Source organism: Cupriavidus sp. FW216-B1 (assembly GCF_058789195.1).
Window position 1 is genome coordinate 1,347,977 of the sequence record NZ_JBYTEL010000001.1, and the last position, 23,693, is coordinate 1,371,669.

At 71.4% G+C, this 23,693-nt stretch carries 22 protein-coding genes; 5 read left to right on the forward strand and 17 right to left on the reverse strand.

The features are described from left to right. Positions 1-171 precede the first annotated feature (171 nt). Together AC3WXD_RS05885 and AC3WXD_RS05890 are read left to right on the forward strand one after the other, a co-directional pair. On the forward strand, positions 172-723 hold the full coding sequence (locus AC3WXD_RS05885; RefSeq protein WP_492323255.1) for a hemerythrin domain-containing protein: 552 nt from the start codon (positions 172-174) through the stop codon (positions 721-723). Between the two features lie 227 nt (positions 724-950). Beyond that, complete coding sequence (locus tag AC3WXD_RS05890) at positions 951-1,631, forward strand: Crp/Fnr family transcriptional regulator (protein WP_020203223.1); 681 nt, start codon at positions 951-953, stop codon at positions 1,629-1,631. 192 nt (positions 1,632-1,823) lie between these two features. Here AC3WXD_RS05890 and AC3WXD_RS05895 read toward each other — a convergent pair whose 3' ends face one another. The 17 genes from AC3WXD_RS05895 to ytfE all read right to left on the reverse strand — a co-directional run bounded on the left by AC3WXD_RS05895 (position 1,824) and on the right by ytfE (position 18,939). Continuing rightward, positions 1,824-2,966 (reverse strand): DUF8744 domain-containing protein, encoded by a 1,143-nt coding sequence (locus tag AC3WXD_RS05895; RefSeq protein ID WP_020203222.1) that lies wholly within the window; start codon positions 2,964-2,966, stop codon positions 1,824-1,826. Next, positions 2,960-3,313: a metal-sulfur cluster assembly factor gene (locus AC3WXD_RS05900; protein WP_020203221.1), complete on the reverse strand. Its 354-nt coding sequence runs from the start codon at positions 3,311-3,313 to the stop codon at positions 2,960-2,962. The genes AC3WXD_RS05895 and AC3WXD_RS05900 overlap by 7 nt, the downstream gene beginning before the upstream one ends. Positions 3,314-3,425: 112 nt before the next feature. Beyond that, a complete protein-coding gene (locus AC3WXD_RS05905) occupies positions 3,426-4,124 on the reverse strand; it encodes an anaerobic ribonucleoside-triphosphate reductase activating protein (RefSeq protein WP_492323256.1) in 699 nt (232 codons plus the stop codon). After that, on the reverse strand, positions 4,108-4,311 hold the full coding sequence (gene nrdD / locus AC3WXD_RS05910) for an anaerobic ribonucleoside-triphosphate reductase (RefSeq protein WP_020203219.1): 204 nt from the start codon (positions 4,309-4,311) through the stop codon (positions 4,108-4,110). Before nrdD ends, AC3WXD_RS05905 begins: the two co-directional genes overlap by 17 nt. A 107-nt stretch (positions 4,312-4,418) precedes the next feature. Beyond that, on the reverse strand, positions 4,419-6,458 hold the full coding sequence (locus AC3WXD_RS05915) for a ribonucleoside triphosphate reductase (RefSeq protein ID WP_492323257.1): 2,040 nt from the start codon (positions 6,456-6,458) through the stop codon (positions 4,419-4,421). 55 nt (positions 6,459-6,513) lie between these two features. Then, positions 6,514-7,281: a uroporphyrinogen-III C-methyltransferase gene (gene cobA / locus AC3WXD_RS05920; protein WP_492323258.1), complete on the reverse strand. Its 768-nt coding sequence runs from the start codon at positions 7,279-7,281 to the stop codon at positions 6,514-6,516. A 10-nt stretch (positions 7,282-7,291) separates the two neighbouring features. Beyond that, positions 7,292-8,776 (reverse strand): cytochrome D1 domain-containing protein, encoded by a 1,485-nt coding sequence (locus AC3WXD_RS05925; RefSeq protein WP_492323362.1) that lies wholly within the window; start codon positions 8,774-8,776, stop codon positions 7,292-7,294. 77 nt (positions 8,777-8,853) lie between these two features. Continuing rightward, a complete protein-coding gene (gene nirJ / locus AC3WXD_RS05930; protein WP_059411407.1) occupies positions 8,854-10,017 on the reverse strand; it encodes a heme d1 biosynthesis radical SAM protein NirJ in 1,164 nt (387 codons plus the stop codon). Between the two features lie 2 nt (positions 10,018-10,019). Then, positions 10,020-10,475, reverse strand: coding sequence for a siroheme decarboxylase subunit beta (gene ahbB / locus AC3WXD_RS05935; protein WP_043366638.1), 456 nt, complete (start codon positions 10,473-10,475; stop codon positions 10,020-10,022). Between the two features lie 99 nt (positions 10,476-10,574). Beyond that, a complete protein-coding gene (locus AC3WXD_RS05940; protein ID WP_059411406.1) occupies positions 10,575-11,072 on the reverse strand; it encodes an Lrp/AsnC family transcriptional regulator in 498 nt (165 codons plus the stop codon). Beyond that, the gene (ahbB, locus tag AC3WXD_RS05945) at positions 11,069-12,052 is read right to left on the reverse strand and encodes a siroheme decarboxylase subunit beta (protein ID WP_020203212.1); all 984 of its coding nucleotides are present in this window, start codon (positions 12,050-12,052) and stop codon (positions 11,069-11,071) included. Before ahbB (AC3WXD_RS05945) ends, AC3WXD_RS05940 begins: the two co-directional genes overlap by 4 nt. Before the next feature lie 13 nt (positions 12,053-12,065). Beyond that, positions 12,066-13,316 (reverse strand): cytochrome D1 domain-containing protein, encoded by a 1,251-nt coding sequence (locus AC3WXD_RS05950; protein ID WP_492323259.1) that lies wholly within the window; start codon positions 13,314-13,316, stop codon positions 12,066-12,068. After that, complete coding sequence (locus AC3WXD_RS05955) at positions 13,256-13,621, reverse strand: c-type cytochrome (protein ID WP_492323260.1); 366 nt, start codon at positions 13,619-13,621, stop codon at positions 13,256-13,258. Before AC3WXD_RS05955 ends, AC3WXD_RS05950 begins: the two co-directional genes overlap by 61 nt. After that, positions 13,603-13,908 (reverse strand): c-type cytochrome, encoded by a 306-nt coding sequence (locus tag AC3WXD_RS05960; protein ID WP_020203209.1) that lies wholly within the window; start codon positions 13,906-13,908, stop codon positions 13,603-13,605. Before AC3WXD_RS05960 ends, AC3WXD_RS05955 begins: the two co-directional genes overlap by 19 nt. A 24-nt stretch (positions 13,909-13,932) precedes the next feature. Further along, positions 13,933-15,585 carry a cytochrome D1 domain-containing protein gene (locus AC3WXD_RS05965; protein WP_454733534.1) on the reverse strand — a complete coding sequence of 551 codons (1,653 nt, stop codon included), beginning with the start codon at positions 15,583-15,585 and terminating at the stop codon, positions 13,933-13,935. 263 nt (positions 15,586-15,848) lie between these two features. After that, entirely contained in the window at positions 15,849-18,134 is a 2,286-nt protein-coding gene (locus tag AC3WXD_RS05970; RefSeq protein WP_454733535.1) for a nitric-oxide reductase large subunit, read from the reverse strand. Positions 18,135-18,258: 124 nt separating this feature from the next. Further along, on the reverse strand, positions 18,259-18,939 hold the full coding sequence (ytfE, locus tag AC3WXD_RS05975) for an iron-sulfur cluster repair protein YtfE (protein ID WP_454733536.1): 681 nt from the start codon (positions 18,937-18,939) through the stop codon (positions 18,259-18,261). 149 nt (positions 18,940-19,088) lie between these two features. On the opposite strand from ytfE, the gene norR reads away from it, so the two are divergent. From norR to AC3WXD_RS05990, 3 genes are all read left to right on the forward strand, one after another. Then, complete coding sequence (gene norR, locus AC3WXD_RS05980; RefSeq protein WP_059411402.1) at positions 19,089-20,648, forward strand: nitric oxide reductase transcriptional regulator NorR; 1,560 nt, start codon at positions 19,089-19,091, stop codon at positions 20,646-20,648. A 185-nt stretch (positions 20,649-20,833) separates the two neighbouring features. After that, positions 20,834-22,144, forward strand: coding sequence for an MFS transporter (locus AC3WXD_RS05985; RefSeq protein WP_156173764.1), 1,311 nt, complete (start codon positions 20,834-20,836; stop codon positions 22,142-22,144). A gap of 67 nt (positions 22,145-22,211) precedes the next feature. Next, entirely contained in the window at positions 22,212-23,606 is a 1,395-nt protein-coding gene (locus AC3WXD_RS05990; RefSeq protein ID WP_454733537.1) for a NarK family nitrate/nitrite MFS transporter, read from the forward strand. Positions 23,607-23,693: the final 87 nt, after the last annotated feature.

Sequence of the window (23,693 nt, forward strand, 5' to 3'; positions counted from 1 at the left end):
GCACGCATGCTAGCCGCCGGGCCGCGGCGCCGGCTTGATCGCGGTGAAGGACCGCGCCTGCGGATTGTGCCTGCGGCAGCCGGCCCGCCGCATTCCCGCGCCTGCTTGCTCCATCTCAACCGGCGGGTTCCGCTTTCGGCCATACTTTCGGCCATGCTCCACGCAGATCAGATGCAAACCACGGCCGCCTGCCTCAACCGGGACTCCACCATGCTTTCCACCACCGCCAGCCTGCCCGGCTTCGAGCCGCCGATCGAACTGCTGCTGGCCTGCCACGACAAGGTGCGGCGCTTCGCCGGCCTGTGCCCCAGGCTGGCCCGGCACGTGGCGCTGCACGGCGCGGACGAAGAGGCGCGCAGCGCGGCCGCCGGCGCGTTGCGTTACTTCCAGGTCGCCGCGCCGCTGCACCACATGGACGAGGAGGAAGACCTGTTTCCGGCGCTGCGGGAACTGGGCGACGCCGCGCTCGACGCCCGCATCGGCGAGATCGCCGCCGAGCACGGGCATCTCGGCGCATTGTGGCGCGCCGTGCAGCCGTGGCTGGAAGCGGTCTCGCAAGGGACCGCGCAGGCCGCCCCGCCGGAGCTCGACCCGTTCGCCACCGGCTATCCCGCGCATGCCTTGCGCGAGGAGCGCGAAATCTATCCCGCCGCCGACAAGCTGCCGCATGACCGGCTCGCCGAGATCGGCCGGCGCATGGCGCGGCGAAGAGGCGCGCGCTAGCGCCACGCGCGGCACAGGCGGCACGCGCGCGCCACGTCACATCCGGCCGCGGCCTGCGCGCCGGGGCGATGCAACTTGACCCACCACAAAATCCGGCGGGCCGCCGCGTGGAATCCTATGCGCTGCGAGCCGGTCGCCGCGCACGCCCTGTGCCGCTGCCGCGTGCCCCGCCATGACGGCCCGCGCCGACAGACCGACCGGTGCCACCACCGTCACCGAGACAAAGCATGCGCCACAAACTCAATCTCGACGGGCTGCTGGGCAGCCTGCCGCTTTTCCGCAACCTCGATGCCGGCCAGTTGAGCGAGCTGGCCGGCTCCTGCCGCGAGGTCAGGGTCCCCAGGCATGGCCACGTGTTCCGGCGCGGCGACGCGGCGCCGGGCCTCTACGTCGTCGCGGTCGGCCAGATCAAGCTCGCGCTGCCGTCGCTGCACGGCAACCCCGAGAAGGTCGTGGAGTTCTTCGGCCCCGGCCAGGCCTTCGGCGAGGCCGTCATGTTCCTTGACCGGCCCTACCTCGTGGATGCCCAGGCGCTGGAAGACACGCTGCTCATCCTGCTCGGCAAGAAGGACATCTTCGCCGCCATCGACCGCGATCCGTCCTTCGCGCGCCGCATGCTCGCCGGCCTGTCGATGCGCCTGCATTCGCTGGTGCAGGACATCGAGACGGTCAACCTGCAGAACGCGCAGCAGCGCGTGATCGGCTACCTGCTGAACCGCCCGCGCGAGGGCAACCTGACCCGCTTCGCCGTCAACAAGAACCTGATCGCCTCCAAGTTGGGGCTGTCGCCGGCCACGCTCTCGCGCGCGCTGCAGCGCCTCAGCGAAGCCGCCCTCATCAGCGTGGCCGGCCCCGAGGTCGTGATCCACGACGTGCAGGCGCTGCAGCTGCGGTTCGCCGCGGGCTAGGCGCGGAGCAGCGCGAGTCAGCCGCGCCACCTGCCATCGGCTTGTCCGCCGACAAGGCGGCCGGCGCGGGCACGCGGCAAGATCATGGTGAGGTTGCCGGGGTGCGGGGGCTTGCCCGGCGGCCTCGATGTAGTGGTACTGCTGGAAGCCTGCCCGATGATGTCCGAGGCATCGCGGGCAGGCTCTTTTTTTTCAGGACCGCCGCGCAAGCGCCGCCGCGCGGGTCCGCCACGCGCGCGCCGCGGCGGCCGTGACGGCAATGAACAGCAGCATGGCCGCCACGTTGCCGAGCGCCGCCGCGGCCTTGACCGCCGGCAGCCGGTGCCCGAAGGCCAGCCGCGCGGCCAGGGACAGGTGCAGCACCGCCAGCGGCGCGTAGAAGCCGTTGCCGAACGCCAGCCGGATGCGCGTGATGGCCGGCAGGATGACCGGCGCATGCGCCATCACCATGCTGACGATGAACCCCAGCCCCAGCGCGTGGAGCGCCGCGTCGCGCCACGGCAGCCCGGCCGCGGTGGCGGCCCATGCCGCCCCGGCCACCAGCAGCCAGCCGTAGCCGAGCAGCAGGCAGACCGCCATGTAGCGGCTCAGTCCGTGGCTGCGCACCGTGCGGCGCGCGATGTCGAACACCGCCAGCCAGATGGCGAGGCAGGCCAGCGCCACGCCATAGACGCAGCCGCCCAGCGTGCCCGCGCGCCCGTCCAGCGCCGAGCCGGCGGCGCCCAGCGCGAGCGCGGCCAGAATGGCGAGCAAAGCGCCCTGCGCGCCGCGCCGCCGGCGCATCAGGCGCGTCATCTCGAGCCGCTCGGCGGCAACCGTGACCACCAGGAACAGGAAGCACCAGGCGTTGACCGAGGCCAGCGCGCGCCCCGAGGCCAGCGCCGCGGTGCCGGCCAGCCACGCCAGCGCGGCCGCCAGCAGCAAGGCGGTGTGCGCGGCCGGCTGGCGCCGCAGCACGGCCACGCTGACGCCGGCGAACGCCAGCGCGCCGCCGGCCATGAGCCACGCGCCGGCCGCGGGAAACCCCGCCACCAGCAGCAGCGCGCCCAGCCCCGACGCCAGCGGCGCGGCGAAGGCCGCGGGCCGGCCCAGCGCCACCGCCCGCTCGATGCCGATCACGGTGCCGAAGAAGCCGCCGGTCATCAGCGCGCCGTGGAACGCGAACGCCTGCCACGGCAGCGCGGCGGCGCCGGCGCCGGGCAGCGCCACGCCGGCGCGCAGCAGGCCGCCGAGCAGGCCCGCGAGCAAGGCGAGGACGGCCGGCGCCAGCACCGCGACGCGCGGCCACGCGCCGCGCCGGCGTTCGCGCGCGCGGCGCGGCGGCGCCCTCACCATCCCATCACGCGCCTGGCCGCCGCGCTCATGCGCTCGGGCGACCATGCCGGCTCCCAGCACAGTTCCAGCTCGATCGCATAGCCCAGCGGCATGGTGTCTTCGAGCTCGAACTGCACGTCGTCCAGAATCATGTCCGCCACCGGGCACGCGGCCGAGGTCATGGTCATCGTGACCTTCACCACGCCCTCCGAGACCGCCACCGCGTAGACCAGGCCCACGTCGAGGATATTCAGCGCCAGCTCGGGGTCCACCACGCGGCGCAGCGCCTCCGTGATGGGCGCGAGCCATTCCTGCGGGCCCTGGTAGTCAAAACCGCCTGTCGCATTCCATGCTTGTTCCAACGGCATGCCTGCCTCCTCCCGGATTACTGTGATGCACGCTTTCATCGTAGTACGGCCACGTCCTCCGCCTGGCCCGTACCCGCGCATCGATTGACATGGCGCAAGCGCGCGCCGCGCTTCACGCCTCGCGCAGCGTGAAATGGCTGAAGCGCGCCGCCAGCCGGTCGACGTCGGCGCGGCCCAGCGCCGCGCCCGCGCCGCCGCGGCACGCCTGCAACGCCCAGCGCGTCACGCCGAGCGCGGCCAGCCGTGCGGCCAGCGCGTGCAGCTCGGCGACGTCGAACAGGCCGTGGTGCCAGGTGGTGCGGCACTCGCCCGCCACGCCGCTGGCCAGCCAGCGGCGCAGCGATTCCCAGGCCCGCCCGCCGCTGCCGGGCACCCGCGTGATGGCGTCGTAGCGGTGCTCGGGCGCCTTGATGTCGAGGCCGACCCAGTCGAGCGCCGGCAGCACCGCCGCCAGGCGCCCGGGATACATGCCGGCGGTGTGCAGCGCGGCCTCGAAGCCGCGCGCCCGCACCGCCGCGATGGCGCCCGGCAGCGCCGCCTGCAAGGTCGGCTCGCCGCCGGAAAACACCACGCCGTCGAGCAGGCCGCGCCGGGTCTCCAGGAAGCCCAGCACCTGCGCCCAGGCCATGCCGGCGGGCGCGCCGGCATCGAGCAGCGCCGGGTTGTGGCAATAGCCGCAGCGCCACGGGCAGCCCTGGCAGAACACCACGGCGGACAGGCGGCCCGGGAAGTCGATGGTCGTCAGCGCCGTCATGCCGCCGACGCGCAATGCGGCGGCAGTGGCGGCGGCGGCGTCAGGCGGCAACCGCATGAGGCTCCGCGAAGAACCTGCGCTCGCGGTGCTCGCCCTGCTTGCCGGCGTTGAAGCTGGCCACCGGCCGGTGGTAGCCCATCACCCGGGTCCAGACCTCGCAGGGCTGGCGCTCCTCGTCGCGCAGCGCAACGTCGGCCGGCGGGGTGGAAAGGGAGGTGGCGGATTGTCGTGCGTGGTCGGTCATGATGCGTGCTCCGGGTTGAAAAAAGGTTGGGGGAAAAGTCGGGAAAAAACGCAGGGGGATGCCGCCATCATTGCGGCGTCCATGCCCCCGGCCGTGCGGCCAGCCGGCTAGGCGGCAAGCGCGTCCCGCTTGCGCGCGAGGATCTCTTCGTCGCAGCGCGGGCAGAACGGATGCTCGCCGGCAAGGTAGCCGTGCGTGGGGCAGATCGAGAACGTCGGCGTCACCGTGATGTACGGCAGGCGGAAGCGCGTCAGCGCGCGCCGCACCAGCTCGCGGCAGGCCGCGCCGCTGGACAGGCGCTCGCCCATGTACAGGTGCAGCACGGTGCCGCCGGTGTAGCGCGCCTGCAGGGGCTGCTGCCGCGCCAGCGCCTCGAACGGGTCGTCGGTCCAGCCGACCGGCAGCTGCGACGAATTGGTGTAGTAGGGCTGCGCCGCGCTGCCGGCCTGGAGGATGCCGGGCCAGCGCTTGCGGTCCTCGCGCGCGAAGCGGTACGTCGCGCCTTCGGCCGGCGTGGCCTCGAGGTTGTAGAGATGGCCGGTTTCCTGCTGGAAGGCCACGATGCGCTCGCGCACGTGGTCGAGCAGGCGCAGCGCGAAGGCCTCGCCCCACGCCGAGGTGATGTCGTGCCGGTCCGCGGTGAAGTTGCGGATCATCTCGTTGATGCCGTTCACGCCCAGCGTCGAGAAATGATTGCGCAGGGTGCCGAGGTAGCGCCTGGTGTAGGGGAACAGGCCCTGGTCCATCAGTTGCTGGATCCGCTTGCGCTTGCTCTCCAGGCTCTGCTTGCCCAGTTCGAGCAGGCGGTCCAGCGCGCGCAGCAGCGCCGCTTCGTCGCCGGCGTGCAGGTGGCCCAGGCGCGCGCAGTTGACCGTCACCACGCCGACGCTGCCGGTCTGCTCGGCGCTGCCGAACAGGCCGTTGCCGCGCTTGAGCAGCTCGCGCAGGTCGAGCTGCAGGCGGCAGCACATGGAGCGCACCATGTTCGGCTCCAGCTCCGAGTTGATGAAGTTCTGGAAATACGGCAGCCCGTACCTGGCCGTCATCTCGAACAGCCGCGCGGCGTTCTCCGATTCCCACGGAAAGTCGCGCGTGATGTTGTAGGTCGGGATCGGGAAGGTGAACACCCTGCCCTTGGCGTCGCCCGCCGTCATCACCTCGATGTAGGCGCGGTTGATGAGGTCCATCTCCTGCTGCAGCTCGCCATAGGCGAACGGCATCTCGCGCCCGCCGATGACCGGCACCTGCTCGCGCAGGTCATCCGGGCAGGTCCAGTCGAAGGTGAGGTTGGTGAACGGCGTCTGCGTGCCCCAGCGCGAAGGCACGTTGAGGTTGTAGATCAGCTCCTGGACGCACTGCCGCACCTCGGCGTAGGACATGGCGTCCTTGCGCACGAAGGGCGCCATGTAGGTATCGAACGACGAGAACGCCTGCGCGCCGGCCCACTCGTTCTGCAGCGTGCCGAGGAAATTGACGATCTGCCCCACCGCCGACGACATGTGGTTGGGCGGCCCCGCCTCCACCTTGCCCGGCACGCCGTTGAACCCCTCGTGCAGCAGCGTGCGCAGCGACCAGCCGGCGCAGTAGCCGCTCAGCATGTCGAGATCGTGGATGTGGATGTCGCCGTTGCGGTGGGCCTCGCCGATCTCCGGCGCGTAGACGTGGGACAGCCAGTAGTTGGCCGTGACCTTGCCGGCCACGTTGAGGATCAGCCCGCCCAGCGAATAACCCTGGTTGGCATTGGCGTTCACGCGCCAGTCGGCCTTGCTCAGGTATTCGTTGATCGAGGCCGCCACGTCGACCAGGGTCTTGCGGTCCTCGCGCAGCCTGGCGTGCCGGCCGCGATAGGCGATGAACGCGCGCGCGGTGTCGCAGTAGTCGGCGGCGATCAGCACCTGCTCGGCCACGTCCTGGATCTGCTCGACGTCCGGCGCCCGGCCCTGGCAGCGGTGCGCCAGTACCCGGCATACCTGCGCGGCGAGGCTGCCCGCCTGCGCGTCGCCGAACTCGCCGGCCGCGGCGCCGGCGCGGCACAGCGCGGACCGGATCCGCTCGACGGCGAAGGCGGCTCTTTCGCCGTTGCGCTTGACGACCTCGCCGGGCAGGCCCGCGGCGGCTACGGCAGCTTCTTCGGTACGGTGCTCCATCTCTTCTCCCGGCAACATTCATACTAGATATGGGCCACAGCGTACCGGTGAAACACTATATGTTGATTGACCGCGGGCAAGCGTATGGCATGTCCGGGAGCGCCCGCGCCGCCACGCCGCCGATCAGGACCACCGCCGGGCTGGCCAGCCCCGCCGCGAGCGCTTCGGCAAGCGTGGCCAGCGTGCCGGCCCAGCGGCGCTCGCCCGGGTTGCTGGCGTGCATGACCACGGCCGCGGGCATGCCGGGCCGCATGCCCGCGGCCAGCAGGGCGTCGCGGATCGCGCACAGCCGCCCCATGCCCATGTAGATGACCAGCGTGGTGCCGCCGGCGGCCAGCGCGCGCCAGTCGGGCCGCCCGTCGCCGCTGGTGTGCGCGGTGACGAAGGTCACGCCGTGGCAGTGGGCGCGATGCGTCAGCGCGATGCCCAGCGCCTGCGCGGCGGCCATGCCGCTGCTGACGCCGTTGACCACCTCCACCGCGATGCCGTGCGCGCGCAGGAATTCGGCCTCTTCGCCGCCGCGCCCGAACAGCAGCGGATCGCCGCCCTTGACGCGGGCCACGTCGCGGCCGGCCAGCGCGTGCGCCAGCGTCAGCGCCTGGATGCTGGCCTGGCTCGCCGAGCAGCGCCCGCCGCGCTTGCCCACCGATATGATGCGCGTGTCCGGCGCGGCGTAGCGGCGCATGCCGGGCGATACCAGGTCGTCCATCAGCCATACCTGGACCTGGCCCAGCACCCGCGCGGCCTTGACCGTGGCCAGTTCCGGATCGCCGGGCCCCGCGCCCACCAGCCATACCTTGCCCGGCTTCAGTTGCCTGTCCATCTCATGCTCCTCAATGACTGGTCCCCGACGAGCGGGTGGTCTTGTTGAAGACGTTGTACTTGCCGACCGGCTTGTCCATCGGAATGCGCGCGACCTCGCGCAGCGTGGCCGCGTCGTAGGCCACGATGGCGCCGTCCTGCTCCATCACGCTCACCAGCGCGTAGCGGCCGTCCCGCGTGAACTCCACGTGGGCGGCGGTGCGGCCCGGGCTGGGCGTGACGCTGGCCACCACCCGCAGGCTGTCCTTGTCGATCACCTGCAGCGTGTCGCGGCGCGGGCTCATCATGGCGTCGGTCCAGGCATACGGCGTGTTCTCGTGGCTGCGCAGGAAGAAGCCCGGCCCGTTGGTGGCGATCTCGGCGACGGTCTGCCAGCTCTGCATGTCGATCACGCTGATGCGGCCCTGCTTCAGGTTGGGCGAGGCCATCACCTCGCGCCCGCGGCGCACCCACGTGATGCCGCTGCCCAGGTGCGGCATGCCGCTCAGGGCCAGGTCGGCCACCTTGCGCCCCTGCGCCAGGTCGATCACCTGGCCATGCCCGTTGCGCGAGGCGCCCAGTATGTGCAGGTAGCGCTGGTCGAAGAAGAAGTCGTCGAGCACTTCGCCGAGCGCGATCACGCGCGGCGTGAAAGCGCGGCCCGGCGGCGCGGCGGCGGGCGCGGCGCCATACGGGATCTCCCACACCTCCGGGATGTCGCGCAGGGCGACGATGAAGCTCTCGCGCGGCGCGGCGTCGTACACCGCCGACACGCGCGAGGCCGTGCCGTCGGCGCCGCGCACGTCGTACACGCGCGCCGGCGCCAAGTCCTCGGCATGCAGCAGCACCAGCGTCCGCGGCAGCGTGTTGCCGGCCAGCACCCATTTGCCGTCGTCGCTGACGGCGAGGTTGCGGGTGTTGAGCCCGACCCGGATCTCGGCGGCGAGCGTCAGGTTCCACAGGTCGAACTTGCTGACCCAGCCGTCGCGGCTGGCGAGGAACACGTAACGCCCGTCGTGGCTGAACTTGGGGCCGCCGTGCAGCGCGAAGCGGCTGCGGAAGCGGTAGATGCGCTCGAGCTTGTCGCCGTCGAGCACGCTGACGTGATGGCTGCCGGCCTCCACCACCAGGAACAGGTTGGCCGGGTCGGCGCTGAACACGGGGCGCGCGGGCAGGCTGCCGGCGGGGTGATAGACGATGCGCGAGGCCGCCATGTCGGCCGCGCTCCAGTCCGGCGCCGCCGCCGGCGCGGCGCGCAGCCACGCGGCCAGCGCGTCGATGCCGGCGGCGTCGAGCTGGCCGGCGAAACCCGCCATCTGGGTCGCGGGGCGGCCGTCGCGCAACACCGCCGCCAGTTCCTGCGGCCGCAGGCGCTCCAGGCTCTCCGGCAGCAGCGCCGGGCCCATGCCGCCCAGGCGCGCGGCGCCGTGGCAGGCCGCGCAGTGCTGGCCGTAGAACGCGGCGGCATCCAGCGGCGCCGGCGTTTCCTGCGCCGCCGCCACGGCGGCACGGGGCATGGCAAGCAACACGCCCAGCAGCAAGGCAGACAGCGCCGCGACCAGCGCCCGCCAGCGCGGCAACCGCATGGCGGCGTTCATGCCGGCACCTCCGCGGCCAGCGGCGCCATGATCTCCGCCTCGGTCAGGTAGCAGCCCGGGTCCTCGGCCCAGGCGTTCGCGCTCACGGCATGGGCGCGCGCGCGGGTGTTGCCGTTGCAGATGGCGCGCTGCGCGCAGACCGCGCAGCGGCCCTGCAGCGGGCGCGGCCGGGCGGCCAGCCCGGCCATCAGCGGATGGCTGCGGTCGGCCCAGATCGCGCCGAACGGGCGCTCGCGCACGTTGCCCAGCGTCACCGTCCACCACATGGTGTCGGGGTGGACGTTGCCGAGATTGTCGATGTTGGCCACGTTCACGCCGGTGGCGTTGCCGCCCCAGTCCACCAGGCGCTGCCGCATGTCGGCCACGCGGGCGGGCTGGCGCCGCGCGATCCAGTGCAGCAGGTAGACGCCGTCGGCATCGTTGTTGCCGGTGACGAAATCGCCCGCGCGGCCCTGCCGCGCGCGCTCCCACACATGCGCGAACAGCCAGTCCAGCGCGGCGCGGGTGTGGGCATGGCGGGCGTTGTCGCGCTGGTGGCCGCGCGCGCGGCCCGCGTAGTTGAAGTGGGACAGGTAGAACTTGTCGATGCCCTCGGCCTCCGTCAGCGCCACCAGCGCGGGCAGCTCCGCCGCGTTGGCCTCGGTCAGCGTCATGCGCACGCCCACGCGCAGGCCGGCCGCGCGCGCCGCGCGCAGCCCCGCCAGCGCCCGCGCGAAGGCGCCGTCGCTGCGCCGGAAGCGGTCGTGGGTGGCTTCGAGCCCGTCCAGGCTCACGCCCACGTAGCCGAAGCCCGCATCGGCCAGCCGCGCCGCGTGCGCGCGATCGAGCAAGGTGCCGTTGGACGACAGCGACAGATGAAAACCCAGCGCCCGCGCGCGCCGCGCCAGCGGGTACAGATCGGGCCGCAGCAGCGGCTCGCCGCCCGACAGGATCAGCGCCGGCACGCGCGCCTGCCGCAGTTGCGCCAGCACGGCGAGGGCCTCCGCCGTGGTCAGCTCGCCCTTGAAGTCGGTATCGGCCGAGGTCGAGTAGCAGTGCCTGCAGTTGAGGTTGCAGCGCCGCACCAGGTTCCAGATCACCACCGGGCCGGCGGGCGGGCGCGGGGCCGGCACCGGGCCACCGTCGCGCAGGGCTTCCATGAATCGGGACAGGCGGAACATGTTCAGTCTCCTGGCGGCAGGCGCAGCCCGGTTTTCTTGAGGATGCGGGTCGACCACAGCACGTCGCGCTCCCGGCAGGCGTCGCCCAGCAGCGCGCCGATCTGCGCCACCAGCGGCATGGCCTGCTCGCGCGTGCGGGCGTGGATCATGGCGAACAGGTTGTAGGGCCAGCGCGGCAGCCGCCGCGGGCGCTGGTAGCAGTGGCTGACGAACGGCAGCGCGCCGACCATCCGGCCGAGCGCCTCGACATGCTCGTCGGCCACGTCCCACACCGTCATGCCGTTGGCGCGCCAGCCCAGCGCATAGTGGTTGGGGACCGCGCCCAGCCGGCGCATCAGGCCGCGCGCCTGCATCGCCGCGAAGCGCGCGATGACCTCCTGCTCGCCGATGCCGAGCGCGGCGCCCAGCGCCGCATAGGGCGCGGCCACCAGCGGCAGCCCGGCCTGCGTGGCGCGCATCAGCGCGCGGTCGGTGGCGTCGGGCCAGGCGGCATCCGCCGCATCCGCGGCAGGCGCCGGATCCGGCGACGAAGTGGAAAGCTTGGGGTACATGAATGTCTATGCCTGCAAATGGAGATGGACGTGGAACTCCCGCTCCTTGGGAAACGCCAGCACCTCCACCCCGGCGCTGGCTGCGATGCGCGCGAGCGTGTGCGCCACCGCGCCGGGGTGCGCGACCGCCAGCACGAACCACAGGTTGAAGTGATGGGTGCGCGCGTAGTGATGGGCCACCTCCGGGTGCGCGTTGATGGCCGCGATCACGGCTTCCAGGCGCGCGGCCGGCGCGTGGCACGCGCACAGCACGAAGCGCCCGCCGGCCCGCTCGATCTGGTACAGCGGGCCGAAGCGGGTCAGCACGCCGCGCGCCAGCATCGCCCGCAGGCGCGCCAGCAGCGTGGCCTCGTCGGTGCCGAGCGCGGCGGCGGCGTCGGCATACGGACGCGGCGTGAGCGGAAAGCCGCCCTGCAGGGCGTTGACGATGCGGCGGTCGAGCGCGTCCAGCGCCGCCGGCGCGTCCAGTGCGGTCTCGATGGACCGGGTTCGGGCGGCGCTCATGGGCTTGCCGGCGCGCCGGCGTAGCGCGTGCCGCGCTGCTTGTAGCACTGGCTGCCGAGCAGCACCGCGCGCGGCGCGGCGGCCAGCCCGCACTGCTGGTCGAACAGCGCCAGCGCGGCATGCAGCTCGTCCTCGCTGCGCGCGTGAACCATGACGAACAGGTTGTAGGGCCAGTGCGGCGGCCGCCGCGGGCGGCGGTAGCACAAGCTGACCACGCCGAGCCGCGCCAGGCGCTGGCCCAGCGCGTCGACGCGGCCGTCCGGCACGTCCCACACGCACATCGCGTTGCTGTCGTAGCCGAAGCGCCGGTGATGGAGGATGGCGCCGAAGCGGCGGATGACGCCGCAGGCATGCCACTGCGACAACCGCGTCAGCACGCGGTCCAGCGGCAGGCCACATTGCCGCGCCAGCGCGTGATAGGGGCGCGGCGTCAGCGGCAGGCCCGCTTCCAGCGCCGCCACCAGGCGCCAGTCGTCGTCGTTCAGTTGTTGCCGGGAAGGCATCCTGACGGCCGGCCATGCCGGCCGGGCGGCCGCGCCGCGCAGCGGGAAACCCAGGTCGATGTGGTATTCGCGCTCGAGCGGCAGGTCCAGCGGCCGCTGGCCGGTTTCGGCGGCGATCGCCGCCAGCGCCGCGTCGAGCGTGGCGCGGTGCCGCGCCCCGGCGACGAACCACAGGTTGTAGGCGTGCCCGTGGCGCGCGTAGTTGTGGCTGACGGCGGCATTGGCGCTGACGCGCGCGGCCACGCGGTCCAGCCAGGCGGGCTCCACCTTCAGCGCGGCGAGCGTGCTCACGCCGATGGTGTTGGGCGCGAAGACCGCGCCGATGCGGCTCACGCGCCCGGCGCCCAGGTCGCGCGCCAGCAGGCCGAGCACGGCCTGCTCGCTTAGGCCGTGCGCCTGGGCCACGCACTGGAAGGGCCGCGGCTGCAGCGGGAAATCGCGCTGGATGTCATCATAGAGTCGGCGTTCGTCGTACATGGTCGGTATGGGTCTACATGCCGAAGCGCTGCGCGCGCACGGTGAAGAAAATGCCGCTCGGGTTGTCGGCCGGCAGCGTGGCGAGGCGGGCGAAGCTCGCGGTGTCGTAGATCTCGACGCGGTCTTCGTCGCGGCATGACAGCCATACCGCCTCGCCCTTGGGCGTGAACTCCATGTGCAGCACGCCCCGGCACGGCTTGAGCGTGCGCACCACCTGGCGCGTGGCGGTGTCGATCACCTGTACGGTGTCGTTGTCGGGAAAGGCGAAATTGACCCAGACCTGCCGCCCGTCCGGCCGCGCCATCACGAAGACCGGCTGGCCGGCCAGCGCGACGCGGCCGCTCTCCCGCCAGCCGCGCGCGGCATCGGCCACCAGCACTTCGTGGCGGCCCACCGCCGGCAGCCAGGCCTCGCCCTGCGCCATCGCCCAGCCGCGCAGGTGCGGCATCTTGTAGACGGGCAAGCGCGTTTCGCCGCGGCCGTAGCCCGCCAGCACCTTGCGCGACGCCGGCGGGTCCTGCCACAAATCCACCAGCGCGAGCCCGTCCTCGCCGAACAGGCCGGCGACGTACCAGCGGCCATCGGGCGTGACCAGCCCGTCGTAGGGCTCGCGGCCGGCGTCGAGCCGGGTGATGCGCGGATGCCGCGGATCGGTGGCGTCGATGATCCAGATCTCGCCGGACTCGAACAGGCTGGCGGCCAGGCGGCGCCCGGGCAGGTCGGCCAGGCCGACCACCTTGGAGCGGCGGCCGTCGCGGCCGATCGCCGGGATGTCGGCCAGCGGCTCCAGCGTGGCGGCATCGAACAGGCGGATGCCGCCGGGCGCGTAGTTCTGCGCCGCGACCACGCTGCCGTCCTGCAGGATGGCGCCGCCGATGCTGTTGCCGGCCTGCATCACGCGATGCGTCACGCGCGCGCGCAGCAGGTCCACGCGCGACAGGCCGCCATCGCGGCCGAAGACATAGGCATAGCGGCCATCGCGCGAGAACACCACGCTGGCGTGCGACAGGTCGCCGAGCCCGGCCACGGTGGCCAGGCGCGTCATGCCGGTGGTCTCCACCACCTGCACGCGGCCGGCGGCGCGCTCGATCACCACGCCCAGGTCGCCGGTGCCGCGCGTGGTCTCGCCCATGCCGCCCATGCCGCCCATGCAGCCGGACAAACCGGACAAGCCCGCGGCCAGCGCGAGCGCCGCGGCCAGCCTCAGCGGGCCGGGGAATCTACGGCGGGCGGCGCGCCCGCCTGAAGTCGTTCGATCAGCCATGCTGCCTCGTCTTGCGTCATGAAGGGTTGCCAGGGCGGCATCGCGGTGCCGGGGCGGCCTTGCAGCACGGTCGCCACCAGCGCGTCGCGCGGCTTGCCGGCCAGCGCCGCCGCGCCGAGCGGCGGCCCCAGGCCGCCGCGCAGGGTCATGCCGTGGCAGGCGCCGCAGTCGTCGCGCAGCCAGCGCGCGAGTTGCGCCTGCCGCGCCGGCTCCGGATCGGCGGCGGTGGCAACACCCGCCGCCATGCATGCCAGCGCCAGCGCCAGCGAGCGCGCCGCGGCCCGGCCTACAGGCTCAGCACCCATCTGGCGAGCGCGCCGGCTTCCGCCTCGCTCACGCGGTTGGCCGGCATCGGGATCGGTCCCCACTTGCCGCTGCTGCCCTCGAGGATCGACCGGACCATCTGCTTCTCGCCGTCCGGGCTGCCCTTGTACTTCGCGGCCACGTCCTTGAAGGCGGGCCCGATCAGCTTCTTGTCGGTGCTGTGGCAGGCCAGGCAGGCCTTGCTCGCGGCCAGCTCGGCGCTGGCGTGCGCGGCCGCCGGCAGGAAGGCGGCGACCAGCGCCGCGGCGATGACGTTGCTTGCATGCATGAGATGGCTCCGGCGCGGCGCGCCTCAGTAGATGTCGTGCTGCGTGTTGAAGGCATTGAACTTGCCGGTCGGCGTGATCAGGCGCGGGTCCTTGATCACGGTCTTGAGCGTGCGCGTCTTGTCGTCGACCACCACCAGCGCGGACTCGCCGTCCTTGGTGCCCCACACCGAGAACCAGACCTCGTCGCCGGCCTGGTTGTACTCGGCCTGCACCACGCGCTTGGCGCCTTCGCCCTTGAGCTGCGCCCACTGCGCGATCGGCAGCACCTTGTAGCCGTCCTCCAGCCTGCGGGTGTCGAACACCGCGACCGACTGGCTGAGCTTGGGATCGGGATTGAGCGGCGTGTCCACCCACAGGTTGCGCGACTTCGGATGCGTCTTGATGAACAGCGAGCCACCGCCCTGCCCCTTCACGGTCTGCACGACCTTCCACGCCTGCGCCTTGTGGCCCACCGGATCGGTCCCGAGCAGGCTGACGGTCTCGTCGCCGAGATGGCTGGTGGCCCACACCGGGCCGTACTTCGGATGGACGAAGTTGGCGCCGCGCCCCGGGTGGGGCGTCTTGCCCACGTCGACCAGCGCGGCCAGCTTGTCTTCCTTGGTGTCGACCACGGCGATCTTGTTGGAGGCGTTGGCCGCCACCATGAAGTAGCGCCCGCTGGCATCGAAGCCGCCGTCGTGCAGGAACTTGGCCGAGTCGATGGTGGTGGTCTTCAGGTTGTTCAGGTCGGCGTAGTTGACCATCATGATCTTGCCGGTTTCCTTGGCCGTGATCACGAACTCGGGATGGAAGTGGCTGGCCACGATCGAGGCCACGCGCGGCTCGGGATGGTATTCGTTGTCCACCGTCATGCCGCGCGTCGACACCACCTTGAGCGGCTTGAGGGTGTCGCCCTCCATGATCACGTACTGCGGCGGCCAGTAGGTCCCGGCCACCGCGTACTTGTCCTCGTAGCCCCTGTACTTGGAGGTCTCCACCGAGCGCGCCTCGAGCCCGACCTTGACCTCGGCGACGATGTCCGGCCTGGGCAGCCACAGGTCGATCAGGTCGACCTTGGCGTCGCGCCCGATCACGTACAGGTAGCGGCCCGAGGCCGACATGCGCGAGATGTGCACGGCATAGCCGGTCTTGACGATGGTGATGATCTGCTTGCTGTCGCCGTCGATCAGCGCGACCTCGCCCGCGTCGCGCAGCGTCACGGAGAACAGGTTGTCGAGGTTGTAGGCGTTCATCTTGCGCGTCGGGCGCCGCGCCACCGGCACCACGTCCTTGCGGCTTTTCTCGATGTCGGCCAGCGAGAATTCGGGCGGCGTGGGCGGGTCCAGCTGAATGTAGCGCGCCATCAGGTCCACCTCGGCATCCGACAGGTCGCCCGAGGTGCCCCAGTTGGGCATGCCCGCGGGGCTGCCGTACTTGATGAAGGTCTTCAGGTATTCGGTGCCGCGCGCGCGCGTGATGTCCGGCGTCAGCGGCTTGCCGGTCGCGCCCTTGCGCAGCACGCCGTGGCAGCCGGCGCAACGTTCGAAATAGATCTGGCGCGCCTGGTCGAATTCGGCCGGCGTCAGCGTGACCGCGGCGGCCGGCGGCGATGCCGCCGTGTCCGCGTGGGTGAGCCCGAGCCAGAGGGAAAGTGGCAGCGCCGCAAGTGCGGGGAACATCCAGGATTTCGCTTTCATATGCTCTTCTTCGGCGAGTTGGGGAAACCGCTGGGTCCTGGTTGCGCGATAGCGCGCGGCAAGGAACCTTACGCGCATCATGTCGGAGAAATCCTGGCGCGCGCTTGATAGCTGTCAAGCAGTCGGCAAGCCGCGGGCACGATCGGCGCGCGCGTGCGCATGCGTCGAATGCCCCGCGCCGGCGGCGCGCGTAAACACACTGCAGCCGCCGGGGCGGATGCCCGGGCGGCTGCCATGCTGCTAGCGCGATGCGGTCGATGCGCTCAGCGCGGCGCGGGCTCCAGGCTGCTTTCCGGCGCGCCCAGCGCCGGCGCCTTGCCGGCCAGGCCGAGCACGACCTGCAATGCCATCGCCAGCGCGCCGACGATGAACACCACGTCGCCGAAGGTGCGCACCCAGCGCAGCGTCTGCAGGATCGGCTGCTGCATGAAGGCCTCGCTGCGCGCGTACCACAAGCCCTCGCTGGCGCTGGCGTGGAACTGGATGATGCCGATCGGCAGCAGGCTGGTGCCGATCATCAGCACCAGGCCCGCGTTGAGCCCCCAGAACGCGGTCTTCATCAGGCCGGGGTTCAGCGCATGGGCGGGCCGCACGTAGCGCAGCACCAGCAGCGTGAAGCCCAGCGCGAGGAAGCCGTAGACGCCGAACAGCGCGGCATGGGCATGCACCGGCGTGGTGTTGAGGCCCTGCACGTAGTACAGCGAGATCGGCGGGTTGATCATGAAGCCGAACACGCCGGCGCCGAGCATGTTCCAGAACGCCACCGCGACGAAGCACATCAGCGGCCATTTCAGGTTGGCCATCCACGGCGCGCGCTCCTTGAGGCGCCAGTTCTCCCACGCTTCATGGCCCAGCACGATCAGCGGCACCACTTCGAGCGCGCTGAAGCTCGCGCCCACCGCCATCACCGGCGTGGTGGTGCCGGCGAAGTAGAGATGGTGGAAGGTGCCGGGCAGCCCGCCCAGCATGAACAGCGACGCCGATGCCAGGCTGGCCGCGGTCGCCATCGGGCGCGACACCAGCCCGAGCGTGGAGAAGATGAAGGCCAGCGCCGTGGTGGCGAACACCTCGAAGAAGCCCTCGACCCACAGATGCACGACCCACCAGCGCCAGTACTCCATCACCGACAGGTTGGTGCGCTCGCCGTAGAACAGGCCCGCGCCGTAGAACAGGCCGATGGCCACCACCGAAGACGTGAGCAGGGCCAGCAGGTTCTTGTCGCCGCCGCGCGCGCGCAGCGCCGGCGCGATGCCGCGCAGCATCAGCACCAGCCAGAACAGGATGCCGGCGAACTTGCCGATCTGCCACAGGCGGCCCAGGTCGACGTACTCGTAGCCCTGGTGCCCGAGCCAGAAGTTGAGGTTCTCCGGCATGATCTGCGCGATCGCCAGGTAGTTGCCGGTAAACGATCCGGCCACGACCACCACCAGCGCCCAGAACAGTACGTCCACGCCGAGCTTCTGGTATTTCGGGTCCTTGCCGCCGTTGATGAGCGGCGCCAGGAACAGGCCCGCGGCGAGAAAGCCGGTGGCGATCCAGAACAGCGCGCTCTGGATGTGCCAGGTGCGCATCAGCGTGTACGGGAACCACTTCGACAATTCGAATCCATAGAACTTCTGCCCCTCCACGGTGTAGTGGGCCGTCAGTCCGCCGATCAGCACCTGGAACACGAACAGCGCCACCACCAGGAACAGGTACTTGCCCAGCGCGCGCTGCGACGGCGTGAGCGCGAAGGTGGTGAGCGGGTCGCGCGCGGCCACCGGCGGCGGCGCGGCTTCATGGCCGCGCAGGAACGACCACGCCCAGACCAGGAAGCCCACGCCCGCCAGCAGCACCACCACGCTGGCGATGGACCAGATGATGTTCTCGCTGGTGGGCTGGTTGCCGATCAGCGGCTCGTGCGGCCAGTTGTTGGTGTAGGTGGCGCTCAGACCCGGGCGCTCGGTGGCGGCGGCCCACGCGGTCCAGAAGAAGAAGTGCGTCAGCTTGGCGCGGCGCGCGGCGCTGGGCAGCGTGTTCTCCTTCATGGCGAAGCTCTCGCGGCTCTTGCGCAGCGCCGGCGCGTCGGAGAACAGGCTGTCGTAGTACGCGCCGGTGGCGGCGATGGCCTGCGCGCGCCGCGCGGAGACGGTCAGCACGCCGCTGTCCGGGTCGGCGCGGTTGCCGCGGTACTCGGCGCGCAACTGCTCGCGCAGCGCGGCCTGGGTCGGCCCGTCGAGCGCGGCGTAGGCGCGGCCGTAGCCATCCTGCGCGGCCAGGTCGAGCCACGCGGTCAGCTCGCGGTGCAGCCAGTCGGCGGTCCAGTCCGGCGCCTGGTAGGCGCCGTGGCCCCAGATCGAGCCGAGCTGCATGCCGCCGACCGACTGCCACGCGGTCTGCCCGTCGAGGATGTCGTCCTTGCTGAACAGGGCCTTGCCGTCGGCGCTGACGACCTGCTGCGGCACCGGCGGCGCCTTGCGGTAGACCTCGGTGCCGTAATAGCCCAGCAGCGAAAAAGTGACCGCCAGTACGGCGATCAGGGTGAACCAGAGTTTCTTGTACTGTCCCATGATGGGGTCTCGCGGTTGTCCGCGCGCTTGCCGCGCGCGCTGCTCGTGTGTGCTGCTTGTCTGTGCTGCTTGTGTGCGTCTCGTGCGTGCTGCGCGTGCGTGCCCGCGCGCGCCAGCGGCGCGATCAGGCGTGGGCCGGCGCGGCGTGCTCGGCGTTGTCGAACAGGATGTTGTTCTCCAGATGGATGTGTTCCATCAGGTCTTCGCGGAACGTGCGCAGCCCCAGGTACAGGGCCCGCCACGTATTGCACGCGGCGCGCGGCAGCGTGATGTCGTCGGTCAGCGCGCCGAGCTGCTGCAGCGCCTGCCCGTGCTCGTCGTGCTCCATGCGCATGACCGCGATGGGGCCGCTGGCGAGCCGGCCCGGCGCACGGGCCAGCAGCGGGAACAGGATCTGCTCCTCCTTCTGCATGTGGCTTTCCAGCTCCTGGTGCATGACGGCGAGATGATCCGCGAGGCCGCGCGGGCAGTCGGCGCGGTCGCCATGCACCTGCTCCACGCGGCGCGCCAGGCGGATCAGCTCGGGCAGCTGCTGGCGGTGCACCTCGTGGTAACGCGCGATGATGTGGGCGATCAGGTCGACCGCGTCGGCGGCGCTCCAGTCGGTGCCGTCGCGCCGGGCCTGCGCCTGCAGCGACAGCAGGCGCGTCTCGATGGCGCGCGCGTCGAGGCCCGCGGCCTGCGCGGCCTCGCCCAGGCTCTGCTTGCCGCCGCAGCAGAAATCGAGCTGGTAGTCGTGGAACACCCGGGTGGCGCCCGGAATCCGGCGGGCCAGCTCGCCCAGCGATTGATCGGTCATGCTCATGATGTCCTCCTGTGTGGGATGTGCATCACTCACATAGCGAAAGCCGTGCCGGAAAATTAATGCAATAAAATCAATGCCTTGATTTTTTGACGGTATGATTCACCACGACCCGGCAACGGTAATAAGAACCCATAAGGGTTGAATTGACCATGATGGAAAACCTCCTGCTCACCGATCTGGTCGCGGACCTGCCCCAGGCCGTGCGCCTGCAGCGGCTGGTCGGCAGCCTGCGCGCCCATTTCCGCTGCGGCGCCGTGGCGCTGCTGCAGCTCGAAGAAGACCAGCTGCGGCCGGTGGCCATCGACGGACTGGTCCGCGACGCCCTCGGGCGCCGCTTCGCGGTGGGCCTGCACCCGCGCCTGGCCGCCATCCTGGCCCGCCGCGGCGTGACCTGCTTCCACCACGACAGCGTGCTGCCCGATCCCTACGACGGGCTGATCGACGAGCGCGTCGGCGAGCCGCTGCCGGTGCACGACTGCATGGGAACGAGCCTGCACGTAGAGGGCCAGCCGTGGGGCGTGCTGACGCTCGACGCGCTGACGGTCGGCACCTTCGGCGACGAGGCGCAGGCCGACCTGCGGCGGCTGACGGTGGTGGTCGAGGCCGCGATCCGCACCACGCGGCTGGAAGCCGAGATCCGCGCGCTGCGGCTCACGCGCGGCGACGCCCCGCCCGGCGACGCGGCCCGCGACGACGGCGAGATCATCGGCCAGAGCGAGGCCATCGCCCGCCTGCTGCACGAGCTCACGGTGGTGGCCGACTCGGAACTGCCGGTGCTGCTGCTGGGCGAGACCGGCGTGGGCAAGGAGCTGTTCGCGCACCGGCTGCACCGGCTCTCGCGCCGGCGCGCGCAGCCGCTGATCCACGTCAACTGCGCCGCGCTGCCCGAGTCGCTGGCCGAGAGCGAGCTGTTCGGCCACGCCAGGGGCGCGTTCTCGGGCGCGCTGGGCGACCGGCCCGGCCGCTTCGAGGCGGCCGACGGCGGCACGCTGTTTCTCGACGAGGTGGGCGAGCTGCCGCTCTCGATCCAGGCCAAGCTGCTGCGCACGCTGCAGAACGGCGAGATCCAGCGCCTGGGCTCGGACCGGCCCCGCCGCGTCGACGTGCGCATCATCGCCGCCACCAACCGCAGCCTGCGCGACCACGTGCGCGACGGCTCGTTCCGCGCCGACCTCTATCACCGCCTGTCGGTCTACCCGATCCCGATCCCGCCGCTGCGCGAGCGCGGCAACGACGTGCTGCTGCTGGCCGGCCGCATGCTGGAGCGCAACCGCGCCCGGCTCGGCCTGCGCAGCCTGCGCCTGTCCGGCGCCGCCGAGGCCGCGCTGCGCCGCTATCCGTGGCCAGGCAACGTGCGCGAGCTGGAGCACGTCATCAGCCGCGCCGCGCTCAAGACCGTCAGCCGCGGCGCCAGCCGCAACGACATCGTGACGCTCGAGGCGGAACTGCTCGACCTCGACGCGCTGGAGCCGGCCGCGGCCACCGCCGCGCCACCGGCCGCCCCCACCCTGGCCCCCTCCCCGACCGCCACCCTGCGCGAAGCGGTGGACCAGTGCCAGCGGCACTGCATCGGGCAGGCGCTGGCCGCCCAGGGCGGCAACTGGGCGCAGGCGGCCCGCCACCTCGGCGTGGACGCCAGCAACCTGCACAAGCTCGCGCGCCGGCTCGGCATCAAGCCGGACGGCGGGACGGGCCACGCACCGGACTGAAACCCGGCTGAAGACCGGCGCCAGCCGGGCCGGCGGCCCGGCCGCCCCGCCTCCGCCGCCGCCTCGCATTCCCCATTGGAACTAGCTCCACCGGCACCCGCACATGTGCTGCCGGCGAATGGTCAACCGTGCACGCGCTCTCTACGCTGGGAGCCGATCGTCATTGTCGACACAGGAGCATGGTCATGCCCACTCAGCCTCTCCCGCGCGAGCCCGTGCCGCGCGGCGCCTATGCGGTGCTGGTGTCCAGCACCTTCGCCTTCACCATCTGCTTCGCCATCTGGATGATGTTCGCGGTGCTGGGCATCCCCATCAAGCAGCAGCTCGGCCTGTCCGAGACCGAATTCGGCCTGCTGGCCGCCACCCCCGTGCTGAGCGGCTCGCTGGTGCGCGTGCCGCTGGGCATCTGGACCGACCGCTACGGCGGGCGCATCGTCTTCTTCGTGCTGATGCTGGCCACGGTGATCCCGATCTGGATGATCTCGCATGCCACCACGCTGCCGCAGCTGCTGGTGCTGGGCCTGTTCGTGGGCCTGGCCGGCGGCTCGTTCTCGGTGGGCACGCCCTACGTGGCGCGCTGGTTCCCGCGCTCGCGCCAGGGCCTGGCGATGGGCATCTTCGGCGCCGGCAACTCCGGCTCGGCGCTGACCAAGTTCGTGGCGCCGGCGCTGATCGTCGCCGCCGGCGGGAGCTGGACCGTGGTGCCGCGCGTGTACGCGGTCGCCATGCTGGTCACGGCGGTGCTGTTCTGGATCTTCTCGTCCAGCGATCCCGCCCACCGCGTGCCGTCCTCGGCCAGCCTGCGCGCGCAGTTCGCCATGCTGCGCGACCCGCGCGTATGGCGCTATTCGCAGTACTACTCGGTGGTGTTCGGCGGCTATGTCGGCCTGTCGCTGTGGATGACCAAGTACTACATCGGCGAATACGGCTTCGACATCAAGATCGCCGCGCTGCTGGCGGCCTGCTTCTCGCTGCCGGGCGGCGTGCTGCGCGCCATCGGCGGCTGGATCTCCGACCGCTACGGCGCGCACCGCACCACGTGGTGGGTGATGTGGGTGTGCTGGGTGGCGTTCTTCGTGCTCAGCTATCCGCAGACCGACTTCATCATCCACACCGCGCGCGGCCCGCAGGCGTTCCACATCGGCCTGTCGGCGCTGCCGTTCACGGTGCTGCTGTTCGTCGTCGGCATCGCGATGGCGGTGGGCAAGGCCTCGGTGTTCAAGTTCATCGCCAACGACTTCGGCCACAACCTCGGCGCCGTCTCCGGCGTGGTGGGGCTGGCCGGCGGCCTGGGCGGCTTCATCCTGCCGGTGCTGTTCGGCCTGCTGGCGGACCTCAGCGGCGTGCGCAGCAGTTGTTTCATGCTGCTGTACGGCACGGTCTGCGTGAGCCTGGTGTGGATGCACTACAGCCAGCGCGGCGGCCCCGACGCGGCCGCCGCCACCACCACCGCCACCACCGCGCGCGTGCCCGCGGCGCAGCCGGCCTCGGCATGAGCGCGCCCGCGGCCCGCCCGCGCCGCCTTCCGCATTCCTCTTCTTCGTTCCGACCCACAGGACAGTCATGTCAAGTTCCGTATTAACCCGCTGGGAGCCAGAAAGCACCGCTTTCTGGCGCGCCCAGGGCGAGCGCATCGCCTACCGCAACCTGTGCATCTCGATCGCCGCGCTGATGCTCGCCTTCGCCATCTGGATGCTGTGGAGCGTGGTGGCGGTCAACCTCGACCGCGCCGGCTTCCGCTTCACCAAGAACCAGCTGTTCTGGCTCACCGCGCTGCCCGCGCTGTCGGGCGCCACGCTGCGCATCTTCTATGCGTTCCTGGTGCCGATCTTCGGCGGCCGGCGCTTCACGGCGATCTCCACCGCCACGCTGCTGGTGCCGGCGCTGGGCATGGGCTTCGCGCTGCGCGACCCCACCACGAGCTATCCCACGCTGCTGGTGCTGGCGCTGCTGTGCGGCTTCGGCGGCGCCAACTTCAGCTCGTCGATGTCCAACATCAGCTTCTTCTTTCCCAAGGCCAAGAAGGGCCTGGCGACCGGGCTCAATGCCGGCATCGGCAACCTGGGCGTGTCGGTGGTGCAGTTCCTCACCCCGCTGGTGGTCTCGGTGGGGCTGTTCGGCGCGCTCGGCGGCGACGCCCAGACCTACCAGGCCGGCGAGGTCGGCAAGAGCCTGTGGCTGCAGAACGCCGGCTTCATCTGGGTGCCGTTCATCGTGGTGGCCACGCTGGCGGCCTGGTTCGGCATGAACGACATCGCCGACGCGCGCGCCTCGTTCGCCGACCAGGCGGTGATCTTCAAGCGCAAGCACAACTGGCTGATGTGCTGGCTGTACGTGGGCACCTTCGGCTCGTTCATCGGCTTCTCGGCCGGCTTCGCGCTGCTCACCAAGTCGCAGTTCCCCGGCGTCAACCCCACCGCCTACGCCTTCCTCGGGCCGCTGGTGGGCGCGCTGATGCGCCCGGTCGGCGGCTGGGTGTCGGACAAGCTCGGCGGGGCCCGGGTCACGCTGTGGTGCTTCGCGGCGATGATCGCCGCCGTGCTCGGCGTGCTGGCCGCGCTGCCGCACGGCTGGGCGGGCGGCGCCGGCGGCAGCTTCCCCCTGTTCCTGGCCGCGTTCGTGGTGCTGTTCGCGCTGACCGGCATCGGCAACGGCTCGACCTTCCGCATGATCCCGGTGATCTTCATGACCGAGCGCCAGCGCGCCGCGCGCGGCAAGGACGAGGCCGCGCAGCGGCAGGCGCTGCTGGACGCCGGCAAGGAATCGGCCGCGGTGCTGGGCTTTTCCGGCGCCATCGGCGCCTATGGCGGCTTCTTCATTCCCAAGAGCTTCGGCACCTCGCTGGAGCTGACCGGCTCGGCCGACGCCGCGCTGTACTGCTTCGTCGCGTTCTACCTGAGCTGCATGCTGGTGACGTGGTGGCACTACGCGCGCAAGAACGCGCCGATGCCCTGCTGACGCTCCCGCCCGCCCTGCCGGCCTAGTTCTTCCGAACTAGGCGGCGGCGGCCGGACTAGCCCGAGCGCATCGCGCCCTACTCCTCCA

What these genes read in the sequence shown, in the direction of transcription:
- AC3WXD_RS05885 (WP_492323255.1), top strand. Translation starts at nt 172, where the DNA reads ATGCAAACCACGGCCGCCTGCCTCAACCGGGACTCCACCATGCTTTCC.
- AC3WXD_RS05890 (WP_020203223.1), top strand. Translation starts at nt 951, where the DNA reads ATGCGCCACAAACTCAATCTCGACGGGCTGCTGGGCAGCCTGCCGCTT.
- AC3WXD_RS05895 (WP_020203222.1), bottom strand. Translation starts at nt 2,966, where the DNA reads ATGGTGAGGGCGCCGCCGCGCCGCGCGCGCGAACGCCGGCGCGGCGCG.
- AC3WXD_RS05900 (WP_020203221.1), bottom strand. Translation starts at nt 3,313, where the DNA reads ATGCCGTTGGAACAAGCATGGAATGCGACAGGCGGTTTTGACTACCAG.
- AC3WXD_RS05905 (WP_492323256.1), bottom strand. Translation starts at nt 4,124, where the DNA reads ATGCGGTTGCCGCCTGACGCCGCCGCCGCCACTGCCGCCGCATTGCGC.
- nrdD (WP_020203219.1), bottom strand. Translation starts at nt 4,311, where the DNA reads ATGACCGACCACGCACGACAATCCGCCACCTCCCTTTCCACCCCGCCG.
- AC3WXD_RS05915 (WP_492323257.1), bottom strand. Translation starts at nt 6,458, where the DNA reads ATGGAGCACCGTACCGAAGAAGCTGCCGTAGCCGCCGCGGGCCTGCCC.
- cobA (WP_492323258.1), bottom strand. Translation starts at nt 7,281, where the DNA reads ATGGACAGGCAACTGAAGCCGGGCAAGGTATGGCTGGTGGGCGCGGGG.
- AC3WXD_RS05925 (WP_492323362.1), bottom strand. Translation starts at nt 8,776, where the DNA reads ATGCCCCGTGCCGCCGTGGCGGCGGCGCAGGAAACGCCGGCGCCGCTG.
- nirJ (WP_059411407.1), bottom strand. Translation starts at nt 10,017, where the DNA reads ATGTTCCGCCTGTCCCGATTCATGGAAGCCCTGCGCGACGGTGGCCCG.
- ahbB (WP_043366638.1), bottom strand. Translation starts at nt 10,475, where the DNA reads ATGCGCGCCACGCAGGCCGGGCTGCCGCTGGTGGCCGCGCCCTATGCG.
- AC3WXD_RS05940 (WP_059411406.1), bottom strand. Translation starts at nt 11,072, where the DNA reads ATGAGCGCCGCCCGAACCCGGTCCATCGAGACCGCACTGGACGCGCCG.
- ahbB (WP_020203212.1), bottom strand. Translation starts at nt 12,052, where the DNA reads ATGTACGACGAACGCCGACTCTATGATGACATCCAGCGCGATTTCCCG.
- AC3WXD_RS05950 (WP_492323259.1), bottom strand. Translation starts at nt 13,316, where the DNA reads ATGGCTGATCGAACGACTTCAGGCGGGCGCGCCGCCCGCCGTAGATTC.
- AC3WXD_RS05955 (WP_492323260.1), bottom strand. Translation starts at nt 13,621, where the DNA reads ATGGGTGCTGAGCCTGTAGGCCGGGCCGCGGCGCGCTCGCTGGCGCTG.
- AC3WXD_RS05960 (WP_020203209.1), bottom strand. Translation starts at nt 13,908, where the DNA reads ATGCATGCAAGCAACGTCATCGCCGCGGCGCTGGTCGCCGCCTTCCTG.
- AC3WXD_RS05965 (WP_454733534.1), bottom strand. Translation starts at nt 15,585, where the DNA reads ATGAAAGCGAAATCCTGGATGTTCCCCGCACTTGCGGCGCTGCCACTT.
- AC3WXD_RS05970 (WP_454733535.1), bottom strand. Translation starts at nt 18,134, where the DNA reads ATGGGACAGTACAAGAAACTCTGGTTCACCCTGATCGCCGTACTGGCG.
- ytfE (WP_454733536.1), bottom strand. Translation starts at nt 18,939, where the DNA reads ATGAGCATGACCGATCAATCGCTGGGCGAGCTGGCCCGCCGGATTCCG.
- norR (WP_059411402.1), top strand. Translation starts at nt 19,089, where the DNA reads ATGATGGAAAACCTCCTGCTCACCGATCTGGTCGCGGACCTGCCCCAG.
- AC3WXD_RS05985 (WP_156173764.1), top strand. Translation starts at nt 20,834, where the DNA reads ATGCCCACTCAGCCTCTCCCGCGCGAGCCCGTGCCGCGCGGCGCCTAT.
- AC3WXD_RS05990 (WP_454733537.1), top strand. Translation starts at nt 22,212, where the DNA reads ATGTCAAGTTCCGTATTAACCCGCTGGGAGCCAGAAAGCACCGCTTTC.